The sequence below is a fragment of the Ulvibacter litoralis genome, assembly GCF_900102055.1.
GTDB classification, from domain to species: Bacteria; Bacteroidota; Bacteroidia; order Flavobacteriales; family Flavobacteriaceae; genus Ulvibacter; species Ulvibacter litoralis.
On record NZ_FNBA01000004.1, the window covers coordinates 1 to 13,399 of the forward strand.

The 13,399-nt window shown below is 36.4% G+C and carries 10 protein-coding genes; 8 read left to right on the forward strand and 2 right to left on the reverse strand.

Translation table 11 applies throughout. The features are described from left to right. A partial coding sequence (locus BLQ00_RS12585; protein ID WP_093144672.1) for a T9SS type A sorting domain-containing protein occupies positions 1–1,682 on the forward strand: 1,682 nt, incomplete at its 5' end. 18 nt (positions 1,683–1,700) lie between these two features. Then, positions 1,701–1,829, forward strand: coding sequence for a hypothetical protein (locus tag BLQ00_RS17870; protein ID WP_262891370.1), 129 nt, complete (start codon positions 1,701–1,703; stop codon positions 1,827–1,829). Positions 1,830–1,890: 61 nt separating this feature from the next. Here the strand turns inward: BLQ00_RS17870 and BLQ00_RS12590 are convergent, their stop codons facing one another. After that, positions 1,891–3,102 carry an aminotransferase class I/II-fold pyridoxal phosphate-dependent enzyme gene (locus BLQ00_RS12590; protein WP_093144673.1) on the reverse strand — a complete coding sequence of 404 codons (1,212 nt, stop codon included), beginning with the start codon at positions 3,100–3,102 and terminating at the stop codon, positions 1,891–1,893. A 213-nt stretch (positions 3,103–3,315) separates the two neighbouring features. On the opposite strand from BLQ00_RS12590, the gene BLQ00_RS12595 reads away from it, so the two are divergent. From BLQ00_RS12595 to lpdA, 3 genes are all read left to right on the forward strand, one after another. Next, positions 3,316–3,777, forward strand: a complete 462-nt coding sequence (locus BLQ00_RS12595; RefSeq protein WP_093144674.1) for an Lrp/AsnC family transcriptional regulator — start codon at positions 3,316–3,318, stop codon at positions 3,775–3,777. A 178-nt stretch (positions 3,778–3,955) separates the two neighbouring features. Continuing rightward, the gene (locus BLQ00_RS12600) at positions 3,956–5,443 is read left to right on the forward strand and encodes a hypothetical protein (protein ID WP_175445450.1); all 1,488 of its coding nucleotides are present in this window, start codon (positions 3,956–3,958) and stop codon (positions 5,441–5,443) included. Between the two features lie 115 nt (positions 5,444–5,558). After that, positions 5,559–6,962 carry a dihydrolipoyl dehydrogenase gene (gene lpdA / locus BLQ00_RS12605; RefSeq protein ID WP_093144676.1) on the forward strand — a complete coding sequence of 468 codons (1,404 nt, stop codon included), beginning with the start codon at positions 5,559–5,561 and terminating at the stop codon, positions 6,960–6,962. 230 nt (positions 6,963–7,192) lie between these two features. Here lpdA and BLQ00_RS12610 read toward each other — a convergent pair whose 3' ends face one another. After that, on the reverse strand, positions 7,193–8,377 hold the full coding sequence (locus BLQ00_RS12610) for a hypothetical protein (protein WP_093144677.1): 1,185 nt from the start codon (positions 8,375–8,377) through the stop codon (positions 7,193–7,195). A 348-nt stretch (positions 8,378–8,725) separates the two neighbouring features. Between BLQ00_RS12610 and pabB the strand changes: the two genes are divergently transcribed. The 3 genes from pabB (at position 8,726) to BLQ00_RS12625 (ending at position 13,398) form a co-directional block, all read left to right on the forward strand. Continuing rightward, entirely contained in the window at positions 8,726–10,021 is a 1,296-nt protein-coding gene (pabB, locus tag BLQ00_RS12615; RefSeq protein ID WP_093144678.1) for an aminodeoxychorismate synthase component I, read from the forward strand. 96 nt (positions 10,022–10,117) lie between these two features. Next, positions 10,118–11,440 (forward strand): tRNA lysidine(34) synthetase TilS, encoded by a 1,323-nt coding sequence (gene tilS / locus BLQ00_RS12620; protein ID WP_093144679.1) that lies wholly within the window; start codon positions 10,118–10,120, stop codon positions 11,438–11,440. Continuing rightward, a complete protein-coding gene (locus tag BLQ00_RS12625) occupies positions 11,437–13,398 on the forward strand; it encodes a protein-disulfide reductase DsbD family protein (protein WP_093144680.1) in 1,962 nt (653 codons plus the stop codon). The genes tilS and BLQ00_RS12625 overlap by 4 nt, the downstream gene beginning before the upstream one ends. Position 13,399: the final 1 nt, after the last annotated feature.

A 13,399-nucleotide genomic window follows, 5' to 3' on the forward strand; every position in this document is an offset into this window, starting at 1 on the left:
CATGTGCTGTAAAAACTTGGGATGGTTCTAATTGGAATCCAGCTGGTAATCCTACCGCTACTGATCATGTTGTCATTTCAGACGACTATGATACTACCACCGACGGCGGAAGTATCACCGCCTGTGAAGTCACCGTTGATGCCTCGACAAGGTTAACCATCGGTGCTGATGATTTTTTAAGTGTCGTTAATGATATTACAGTAAATGGAACGCTAAATGTTGCGCAAATTGCCAGCGTAGTGCAAATTGAGGATGCTGCTACAGTAACCAATAACGGAACAATTAATGTTTATGTAGATACGCCAGATTTAAATGGTCGTGATTTTGTGCTGCTTGGAAGTCCGATGTCTTCCGAAACTAGAGCACATGTATTCGAAAATGCCCTTCGTGTGCGTAATCACTTAACGGAAGAGTTTAGTCCGAATACAGAAGTTGGTGATGGATCTCCAGGTGCTGGGAATTGGGTAGATGAAACAGGAAATGATTGGCCAGTATTAGAAAACGGACCTATCAATCTAGGAGAAGGGTATATGGTAATGCGTGATCTAACGGGACCTCCAGCTCCCTTAAATTTGAATTTTAATACAGGAACTTTAAATAATGGTGTTATAAATTATTCAGCAGGATACAATGGAAATCAGAATTCAAGTCCAAGTATACTAGCGAATCCATATGCCTCTGCAATTTCAGCCACCGATTTTATAACTACAAATTCAGGGGGTGTAGATGCTGTATATTTTTGGGAACACGTAACGTCTCCTAATGCAGGACTTCCAGGACCTTTTGGACTTAATTATACTATGGAAGATATTTCAATTTTTAATTTAACTGGTGGAACTGCCGCTGCAGGATCTGATTCTAGCACAGTTCCAAATGGGATGATTTCTACAGGACAAGGATTTGGAGTGAAGGTATCTTCGGCAGGCGGACCCGTATCGATTACTTTTAACAACGCAATGCGAAGAACAACAGGTAATGCAATGCCTCGCAATCAAAACTTAGATCGTATTTGGCTACAAGTAGAAAGTGATGGATACGATTTAAAAAGTACTGCTCTAATTGGTTTTTTAGATCAAGCAACAGATGGATTTGATGAAGGGTATGATGCCAAACGATTGGCAACTAATGTGTCATTATATTCTCATTTAGATGATGGAACCGATGTGTTAGGAATTCAAGCAAGAGGTGTATTTGAAGAAAACAAAAAAATCTCAATGGGTTTTGCTTCTTTAATTGATGAGAAAATAGATTATACGATTTCTATTCAAAATATAGAAGGGATCAACTTAGGAACTGCAACGGTATACTTGATTGATACCTTAGAAGATGTGATAACAAACCTAAGTGAAGCCAACTACACTTTTATGAGTGAAAAAGGAATTTACGACAATCGATTTGTGCTTCAGTTTGTACCAGAAGTAATTTTAGGAACTAATAATCCTGTATTAAAAGAAGTAGCTATTTATCCTAATCCGACACAAGGTGTTCTAAATATCGTATCACCAAAAACAACGATCACAAGCGTTAGGATTTTTGATTTAAGCGGGAGAGTGGTTCTAAATACTTCTGATTTAAATAGCAATACAACGGAACTAAATCTTTCAGAATTAAACAGCGCTATGTACTTTGTAGAAGTCATTACAGAAGCAGGGAGCCTAACTGAACGAATTTTGAAAGATTAAATGGTATAAAGAAAAAACATGAAACTTGATTTTTTATTTTTTGACATTCATTTTTTAGAAAAGGCTTTTCTCGATATAGAAGGTCCATTTAAGGCAGACCTCTTGATTGAATTGAATGTAATAGAAGCTATTGAAGCTGTAGCATAAAAAGTAAAAGCCGTCTATTTTTAAAAATAGACGGCTTTTTTTATTTATTAAACGTGGTACTTTAAAGAATTCTTAGTTCTTTCATACAGCTTTTCATCATTTGGTAGGTACGTTCAATATCGTCGTCTAAACCAATAGAGAAACGAATCAATCCATCGCTTAGTCCCATTTCTTTTTGTTCTTCTTCTGGTATTTCTGAAGAGGTTGAAGAACCCGGCGCGCTAAATAAGGTTTTGTAAAACCCTAAACTTACCGCTAAGTAACCAAGATTTCGCTCTTGCATTAATTCCATAAGTTCGTTGGCTTTGTCTAAGCTCCCTGCATCGATGGTTAGCATTCCTCCAAATCCGTAGTCTTTATTCATCATTCTTTTGAATAATTCATGACCTGGATGTGACGCTAATCCTGGATACACAGTTTGTAAACCATCTGTTTCAAATTTTGTAGCTAAATAAAGTGCATTGTGGCTGTGTTGCTTCATTCGTATGTGAAGCGTCCTCATGTTTTTCAGAATAGAAGCGGCACGCAAACTGTCCATAGAAGCTCCTAGAAGCATACAGGCGCCATCGTTTACATTCCGAAGTGAGTCAATTAATTCTTGCGATCCACATACAACACCACCCATTGTATCGCTGCTTCCGTTGATGAATTTTGTCAAACTATGTAGTACAACATCGGCGCCTAACTTCGCAGGAGAAATGGTTAAAGGAGAAAAAGTATTATCGACCAATAATTGAATCCCGTGTTTTTTTGCAATTTTAGACAAGCCTTCAATGTCGGCAATCTCTAACAGCGGATTACTCACACATTCACAGAAAATTATTTTAGTGTCTTTTGTGATAGCAGCTTCTACAAGATCTAGTTTTGTGATATCGACAAACGTTGTGTCTATTCCTAATCTAGGGGTGAAGTTTTTTAAGAAGGCGTACGTACCTCCGTAAATGGTTCTACTTGAAATAATATGATCCCCCGCTTGACAAAACTGTAAAATAGTAGGCGATATGGCACCCATTCCGCTCGCGGCAACATTGGCGGTTTCGGTCCCTTCCATTGCAGCTAATGCTTCTCCTAAGTATAGGTTCGAAGGTGTAGTATGTCGTGAGTATAAATAACAGCCGTCTGCATTCCCTTCAAAAGTATCGAACATTGTTTTTGCTGAAAGAAAGGTGTAGGTTGATGAATCTGATATAGAAGGATTCACGCCTCCAAACTCTCCAAAATATTGTAAATCCTGAATGCTATTCGCTGGATTAAATTTTTTATTGTTGCTCATTTTATAATTTGATTTAATTTGAAACTGTTGTTTTAAAGGTTTTAGTGTTTCGGAAAGATCCGTGTAAGTACTGTATCAAAAGTAGAGTGAAGTAAATTATATTTCAACTGAAACGATAATTTTTAGAATATAAATCGGTTAAATTGTGTTTGTTTAGTTTTTTTATCCGAAATCAATTTCATAAGTTTATGCTTTATAGAAAAATTTTCAGCAATGACTTTAGATGCTATTGATAAAAAACTGCTTACTTTTTTACAGCAAGACTGTAAACAAACCAACAAAGAACTTTCTTCCAAATTGAACCTTTCAGTAACAGCTGTTTACGAACGGATTAAAAAACTGGAACGAGAAGGTATTATCAAGCAGTATGTTTCCGTAGTAAATAAAGAAAAGATCGGGTTAAAATTCGTGGTGTTTTGCCAAATTAAATTAGCACAACATACCAAAGAGTATCTTACAAAATTTGAAAGTGAGGTGAAAAAACTAGAAGAGGTATTAGAGTGTTTTCATGTGAGTGGTGAATATGATTATTTATTAAAAGTAATTGTGGGCGATATGGACCAATTTCGAAATTTTATGGTGACTAAATTAACGACCATTCAGCATATTGGAAGTACGCAGAGCTCTTTTAGTATTAGTGAAGTAAAAAATACAACGGCAATTAATATACGGTAAAAAGAAGTGAAGATTTTTTATAGAATCAATGAATAAATAGCTGTCAATAAGTGTTTTGTTGATTGAAAAGCATCTTTTCTTCGGAAAACAAAAAATATATTTTTTATGAGTAGCTAGTATTTCTATTTTTGTGTTCCCTTTTCTACAGGAAACAAGAACCCTACTTTCTAAATTTTAAATGATGAAAGTATTTTCCTTATATAGCAGTATCCTAATGTTTTTTATTAGCTCATTTGCAATAGCGCAAGTGGGTATTGGTACTATAACTCCAGATCCCGCATCCGTTTTAGACGTTACCGCCACAGATAAAGGAATTTTAATTCCAAGAGTTTCATTGGATGCTATTTCTAATACTATGATTGATGGTGTCAATGCAGTTTCAGAAGGCATGTTACTTTATAATACGAATACTGCAATTGTTGGAGGAGCCGGTGTCGGATTTTATTTTTTTAATGGTGCTGTATGGGAAAAACTGAATGGAGCAACCCCAGGAAGGAGCGATGCCGATTGGTTTGTAGAAAATACAACAAATGCACCAACCTCTATCGACGACGATATATACACAAATGGAAACGTGGCCATAGGAGATTCCGATGCGCTATACCCGTTAAGTCTTAATACAGTTACAAGTACTAGAGCATTGAACATAAATGTTGATACACCAGGTGATGATACTATGTATGGAGGGTTAATTACTATGAATAATGATGGAGATGGAAATCAATATGGTATAAGGTTAAATAATACTAAAGGAGGAGATGGAGAGCAATATGGAGTGTATACATCTTTATCGGGAAATACCAATAGTCGTAAATATGGACTCTATAACAATGTAAGTGGTAATGGAGACGATTTGCATTTTGGAGTTGTAAATAGCTTATCGGGGAATGGTGACGAAAGAAAATTTGCCATTTATAATATATTGTCTGTAAATGGAGCAGGTAGGGTATGGGGCATGAATAACACCTTTACCGGCAATAAAACGGGGACTAATTATGGAGTTCAAAATGATTTTTTTACCAGTGTGGACGCTACTTTTTACGGATTTCATAACAATTTTTTTGGAGCCTCACCCGGAACTCAATTTGGATTAAATAATAGTTTTATTAATGATGGATCTGGGGATAGATTTGGTGTAAATACATCTATGAATGGAGAAGGCGATGGTCGATATTATGCTAATTTTTCAAATATAGGAAATAATGGTAATGGCAATCATTATGGAAGTTATACTACGATGTCGGGTATAGGAACAGGGCCTAAATATGGCAGTTATATTCATATACAAGATTCTAATTCTTCCGGGACTACAGGGGGAGATTTATACGGTATATACTCCAACGTAGAAAGATTAACGGGTGTGTCGTATGCTGCTTATTTTCTTGGAAATGTTTCAATTGGAACCACTGCAGCCAATAGTTATATTTTACCAGCTTCAGATGGAACCGCGGGACAAGTAATGCAAACTGACGGTGCAGGACAATTAAGTTGGGTAACTCCTACAGCTCCTAGATCTATGGTTTCTTCCGAAGTAGAAATTAATAACACAACTTTAAATCAGGTTGAAGAACTTACTTCAGAAATTGAAAATTTAAAGCAGATTATAGCGCAACAACAAGAACAACTTACCCTTTTGTTAGAGACAGTAAACACAAGCAGTAAATAACACAGCCCCGTTTAATTAAAGAAACCTTTTTTTCTTGCAAACTTCTAGTGCGCGAAACTTTTAAACTTTAAAACAGTATTGTACCTTTGTAATAGCATTTTAAACTACAAAGAATATGTCAAAATACGATGTTGCAATAATAGGTTCAGGTCCTGGTGGATATGTAGCGGCAATCCGTTGCGCTCAATTAGGATTAAAAACAGCAATTATAGAAAAATATAATACCCTTGGAGGTACGTGTCTTAATGTTGGGTGTATCCCAAGTAAAGCATTATTAGATTCGTCGCACCACTACGAAGATGCAATAAAACATTTTGAAGCGCACGGAATTGATATTCCGGGAGAAGTAAAAATAAACTTCAAAAAGATGATCGAGCGTAAAGCTTCTGTTGTTGAACAAACAACTAAAGGAATCGACTTTTTGATGAACAAAAATAAAGTGGATGTTTTTACAGGAGTAGGTTCTTTTAAAGATGCTACGCATGTTGTGATTACTTCGGAAAAAGGAGAAGAAACAATTGAAGCTACACATACCATTATAGCGACCGGTAGTAAACCTTCTACACTTCCATTTATAACATTAGATAAAGAAAGAGTGATTACATCTACGGAAGCATTAACGCTTTCAGAAATACCAAAACATTTAATTGTAATTGGTGGTGGTGTAATTGGATTAGAACTGGGGCAAGTATACCGTCGTTTGGGTGCTGAGGTTTCAGTAATAGAATTTATGGATCGAATTATCCCTACAATGGATGGTTCGCAAAGTAAAGAGCTTACAAAAGTGATGAAGAAGCAAGGCGTTAAGTTTTTCCTTTCTCATAAAGTTTCAGCAGTTTCAAGAAAAGGAAAAGAAGTAAATGTTACGGCAACCGATAAAAAAGGAAATGAAGTAAGTTTTACTGGAGATTACTGTTTGGTTTCTGTAGGACGTCGTCCTTATACTGACGGACTAGGTCTTGACAATGCAGGTGTAAAAGTTACTGAAAGAGGAAAAGTAGCTGTAAATGAGCATTTACAAACCAATATTTCAAACATTTATGCTATTGGAGATGTAATTAAAGGAGCAATGTTGGCGCACAAAGCTGAAGAAGAAGGTGTTTTTGTTGCTGAAACCATTGCAGGACAAAAACCACATATCGATTATAACTTAATCCCAGGGGTTGTGTACACATGGCCAGAAGTTGCTTCTGTTGGTAAAACGGAAGAGCAATTGAAGGAAGCAGGAATGGCGTATAAAGTAGGACAATTTCCAATGCGTGCCTTAGGGAGATCTCGCGCCAGTGGAGATACTGACGGATTCGTAAAAATACTAGCCGATAAAGAAACGGACGAAGTATTAGGAGTACATATGGTAGGAGCACGTGTTGCCGATCTTATCGCAGAAGGAGTTACAGCAATGGAATTTAGAGCTAGTGCTGAAGATATTGCGAGAATGAGTCATGCACATCCAACGTATGCAGAAGCTGTTAAAGAAGCAGCCTTAGCTGCAACAGAAGACAGAGCGTTACACGTTTAAGAGATAATAAAATAATGTTTTAAAAAACCATCCGTTTTAATGGATGGTTTTTTTATGAAGTATTATGAGTGTATCGTTGCTATGGCATTCGGTAAATTGATTCCTCCAGTATTTAGGAGTCTTACTTATAATCAGCATGGTACAAATGCAAAAAAAGACTGATGAAATTTCATCAGTCTTTTTTTTGTTGCGGGGTGCAGGGGTGTGGGTTGTACTATTTATACACTTACTTAATTATATACAGATACTTTCCAATTTCTACTAGAAGGGTTGATGTTTCCTCCTTTTATATTTGTTACACGAATTGTTACTTTATTTGATGCGTTAATAAAACAATTCCAAACAAGACCAACTTCAAGTCCTCCATAAGGAGAACAGGAACAGTTGTCTCCCATACTAGCACCAGGTACACTAACAGTTAAGTCTTCTGAATCTTTATTCCCAATATTAGGAAAATTTAAAGTTGCAGTTTGCTCATATCCTTTTAAAAGCACTTGTCTAATATTTGATTCAGGCGTAAAGTAAAGACGATTTCCATCATATTCCATGGCACCAGCTTCAGGAGTTGCTAATTTAGTTCCACTTGTAAATTTTAAAGGAGCTGAATTTGCACTTGCTGTTCCTGCTCTTACATGAAGGGTTGCCGTAGGATTTTGTTCAGAAAAACCTACATTACCATTACTTCGTACAGAAATACGCTGTTGTTGTGTGTTAGAACCTTGAGGTGTTGTAGTAATAACAAATTTTGATGGAGAGCTTCCTGGGGTTGCAATTCCGTCCATATAAAATCGGAAACCACCGTTTTCAACAATATTGTTTCCGTCGTGTGTTTTTACAATTAACGCTCCAATTTCTCCATTGTTCGCTAAATTAGTAGGCGCAGCTAATGATCCTCCTGTATTGTAAAATATAAGGTTTGGAGGATTTGGGTTCGCACTTGTAATTTGTATGTCGTTATCTCCAGGACCTTTAAACTCAAAACGTTCAATCGGGTCACTCGTACCAAAACCAATACGACCATCATCAGTAATCACCATATCTGTTCCAGTTAATTTAGCGCGTGTCGCATAAATTAATTTGTCTCCTGTAGCGTTTGTACCAAATTTCCATTCTTCAGCACCAATACCAACCCATCTTGTATTAGGGTTGTCCCAATAGTAAAAACCAACATCGTCAGTTCCAATGGCAGTGGTTAAGAAAACCAACATCCCATTTTGTTCTGAACCAGGGTTTGTTGTAGGGAATGCATTAATTCTTGGGATTAGAATACCATCTTTATTCGAAGGAGATGAAGCATTAGAGGCACTAATGTCTAATGTGCTTTCTGGACTTGAATTTCCAATACCAACTTGAGCTTGTAGGAAGCTAGCCGTTAATACTAAAAAGAGTGTTAATGTGTAGGTAATAATTTTCATAAATAGTAGGCGATAATTTGGGGTTATCTTCGGTGCAAATTTATGTCAATAAATAAGTTTCCTACAAGCAACTTAATGAATATTATCAGGATATTCGTTTAAAGTATTGTTTGTATCGATAAAGAACATTATTTATGTAGGAAAATGCCTATTTAATTGACGTTTAATGCTCTTAAGTGTCGGTGAAATGCGTTATTTGGCCGGTGAGTTAGTCAAAATAAGCGTTTTTAGGTTAATAGATTTCTATAAGCATGTCTCTTTTTAAAGGATCTTGTTTGCAGTATGGAGAGGTCATTAAATTACCTTAATTTTGCGATTAATTAAAACGGTTAAAAAGTAGTACTCGGAATGAGGAAAACAAAAACGCTTACATTTCAATTGTCCGAAACTTTTAAAACCCAACTTCTTTCTTGGGCGCAACAGTATGACGAGGTAGTCTGGTTAGATTCTAATAACTATCCACAAGAGCACAGTCATTACAAAGCAATTCTTGCCGTCGATGCTTTTACAGCAATTAAAACGGATTATTATACTGCTTTTGAAAAATTAAACGAATACCAACAAACCACCAAAGATTGGTTGTTTGGCTACCTTACCTACGATTTAAAAAATGATGTAGAACATCTAAGTTCTCAGAATTTTGACGCGCTTCATTTCGCCGACCTTTATTTCTTTCAGCCTAAAAAGATTTTTTTATTTTCTGAAACGGAAGTGACGTTACAATATTTGGCGATGGTCGATGATGAGTTAGACAGTGACTGGGAAGAAATTCTAGATTTCGATCCTTCTGAAGCGCTTAAAAAACAGTCGGAACCCATCAAAATAAGACTTCGAACTTCAAAAGATACCTATTTCGAAAAATTGAACGAAGTACTGCAACATATTAAAAGAGGGGATATTTACGAAGCTAACTTTTGTCAGGAGTTTTATTCTGAAAATGCTTCTATAAATCCAGTGCATACTTTTTTTGAATTGAATGCCATCTCAAAACCTCCGTTTGCCACCTTTTTAAAGCTATCTGATCAATATGCACTTTCAGCTTCACCAGAACGCTACCTTCAGAAGGTTGGAAATCGTATTGTCTCACAACCTATTAAAGGAACTGCTAAACGGTTACCGAATCCTTCCGAAGACAAAAAAATGCGCGAACAACTTGCAAATGATCCTAAGGAACGCAGTGAGAATATAATGATCACAGATTTGGTGCGTAATGATCTTTCGAGAATTGCTGAAAAAGGAAGCGTTACTGTAAATGAATTGTGCAAGATTTACACGTTTGAGCAGGTGCATCAAATGATTTCTACGATTTCGTGTACAGTTTCTTCTGAAATCACTCCTGTTCGTATACTAAAAAATACCTTTCCAATGGGAAGTATGACAGGAGCTCCTAAGGTTTCGGCCATGCAAATAATTGAAGACCTTGAAATCTCAAAACGCGGATTGTACAGTGGTGCAGTGGGATATTTTACACCCAATGGCGATTTCGATTTTAACGTGATTATACGTAGTATTTTGTACAATGCTGAAACAAATTATGTGAGTTATTCGGTAGGAGGCGCTATTACCGCAAAGTCTATTCCCGAAAGTGAATACGAAGAATGCCTGTTAAAAGCCAAAGCGATGCGCGAAGTTTTAGAAGGCTAGTTTAGGGACTCAAAAAGACACTGTAAAACCAAAAAAGTTGGTTAAGTTTGTAGGAAGCACGACAAGAGTTAGTATTCATCTTTTATCAATATTTTTTTGCTTCAAAAGTTTACAGAACATATCGATTCTAAGCTTTCATTTCTGAAAGATAAAAAACTATTAATCGCCTGTAGTGGAGGAGTGGATAGTGTGGTACTCACACATTTATTACACAGTTTACAGTTAAATATTGCATTGGCGCATTGTAATTTTTCGCTCCGCGGAACGGATAGTGACGGGGACGAAGCCTTTGTTGTAGATTTGGCAGCCAAGCTTGATTGTAAAATACATACACAAATCTTCGACACGAAAAAATATGCGAAAGAGCATAAACTTTCTACACAGATGGCAGCACGCGATTTGCGATATCAATGGTTTGACGAGTTGCTGAAGGAATCTAAGTATGATTATCTTTTAACAGGACATCATGCAGACGACGATATAGAGACGTTTTTTATTAATCTTTCGCGTGGCAGCGGACTTAGAGGTCTTACGGGGATTCCAGAGGTGAACGATACTATTGTACGTCCTCTTTTGTCCTTCGGAAGAGATGCTATTTTAAAGTACGCCAAAAAACACACCTTGTATTGGCGTGAAGATAGTAGTAATGCCAGCACAGATTATCTTCGGAATAAATTGCGAATAAACGTACTTCCCGAGTATAAAGAAGCAGCACCAGGTTTAATACAAAGCTTTCAGAAAACAAGGCAACACTTAGAAGGTGCACAACATTTAATTGAAGATTATATGTCTTTGGTGTACAACCTTGCAGTTACAGAAGTTTCCGAAGGATACCACATCGATATTCAAAAACTAACCACCTTGCCCAATACGCCGGCATTGCTATACGAGCTGTTATTTCCATTTGGTTTTACCGATTTACAAGCTGTTGAAGATTTACTGACAGCTCAAAGCGGAAAACAGGTTTTTTCGAAGACACATCGTCTTTTAAAAGACAGAAAAGTGCTTTTTTTAACAGAAAAAGTGTCAAAAAAGGACGAAAAAACAGCCATAAATAAAATTTTTCTGTCAAAAAACGAAAAAAAAATAACGATTCCATTTTTATTCGAAATTAAATCTATCGAAAAGATAGGAAATAGTATGCCTACTACGATATATGTAGATGCCGATAAATTAGAGTACCCCTTGTTACTTCGAAAATGGTGTGAAGGCGACGTTTTTCAACCCTTCGGAATGGAAGGAAAAAAGAAATTGAGTAAGTTTTTTAAAGATGAAAAGTTATCTTTGGTAGCTAAAGAAAAAGTCTGGGTATTATGTAGCGCCAACAAAATTGTTTGGGTTATAGGGTACCGACAAGACGATCGCTTTAAAGTAGATACGAACACAAAAGAAATTTTTAAAATCATTACAAGTCTATGAAGAAGTTTTTAGTTATTCTCCTAACCTTATTTGCTAGTATTACTAGCTTTTCTCAAATTGTAGAGCCTGTTAAATGGTCTTCTGAAATTAATAAAGTAGGCGACGACACCTACGAGTTGGTATTTAATGCTAGTATTGAAGATAAGTGGCATTTATACACTCAAAACATTCCCGATGGTGGGCCAATTCCAACTACGTTTACATTCGAAAACAAAGATGTAGACTTCGAATTGATTGGTGGTGTAGCTGAAGGGCCTTCACATTCTAGTTTTGATAAAATTTTCGAAATGGAGCTTTCGTATTTTTACAATAGCGCCACGTTTACTCAAAAAATAAAACTTTTAAATAAAGACCTGCATACCATAAATGCATTTGTCGATTACCAATCGTGTGATGACGAAAAATGTATTTTTGAGAGTTCAGAGTTTGAATTTACAATTCCAGGAAGCACTGCAGCTGCAGCTTCAGACGATGGAGGAGACAAAGCAGTCGCTTCTACAGAGGTTAAGAAAGAAAAAAAGAGCGATACACGTGGTATGTGGACCATTTTCTTTTTGGCGTTCCTTTCAGGATTTGCAGCATTGCTAACACCGTGTGTGTTTCCTATGATTCCGTTAACGGTTAGTTTCTTTACAAAACAAAGTAAAAACCGTTCTGCAGGAATTAAAAATGCGATTCTTTACGGAATCTTTATTATTGTAATCTACGTATTATTAGGAACCTTAGTTACTTGGGTGTTTGGAGCAGATGCATTAAATGCACTCTCTACCAATGTTTGGTTTAATATTATATTCTTCTTGTTGTTGGTAATATTTGCAGTTTCATTCTTAGGAGCTTTCGAAATTGTATTGCCACAATCTTGGGCAAATAAAGTAGATCAAAACGCAAACAAAGGAGGTATCGTAGGTATTTTCTTTATGGCGTTAGCACTTGCCATTGTTTCATTTTCTTGTACAGGACCTATTGTAGGAACCTTATTAGTAGAAGCAGCTTCAAAAGGAGGACTTGCTCCAGTAATTGGGATGTTAGGTTTCTCCTTAGCAATTGCATTGCCTTTTGCATTGTTCGCTATGTTCCCTGGATGGCTTAATTCATTACCAAAAAGTGGTGGATGGCTTAATACTGTGAAAGTTGTATTAGGTTTCTTAGAATTAGCTTTGGCATTCAAATTTTTATCACAAGCCGATTTAGTAATGCAAACACACTTGTTAGAAAGAGAAGTGTTTATTGCAATTTGGATTGCGGTTTTTGGTGCTTTAGCGTTGTATCTCTTCGGAAAAATTCAATTGCCGCATGATTCTCCTTTAACACATATTTCGGTAGGAAGAATGTTGTTGGGGTTAGTGGTATTGACTTTTACGGTGTATATGATTCCAGGATTATGGGGGGCGCCATTGAATATTATTAGCGCGTTTCCACCACCATTAGAATATAGTGAATCTCCATACGGAGTTGGTTTCTCTAAGTTAGGAGGCGGTACTGCTGCTGCGCATGGCGATTTACCCGACGGAGCCCATTTATTACCTCCTCACGATATTTTAGCCTTTAACGATTATGATAAAGGGCTGGCTTACGCAAAAGAAGTTGGAAAGCCTGTTATGATTGACTTTACAGGATGGGCTTGTGTAAATTGTAGAAAGATGGAGCAAAACGTGTGGCCTAAAGGAAACGTATTGCAAATCTTGAAAAACGATGTTGTTCTTATTTCGTTGTATGTTGATGACAAACGAGAACTTTCCGAAGATGAAAAATATACCAGTGAAGAAACAGGTAAAAAAATTAAAACCATTGGTAATAAATGGAGTGACCTTCAAATTAAAAGGTACAAAGCCAATGCACAACCTTTCTATGTGCTAATGGATTTAAAAGAAAATAATTTAATTGATCCAGTAGGATATACTCCCGATGTTGAAGACTATGAAGCATGGTTAAAAGAAGGAGTCCAAAATTTTAAATAAA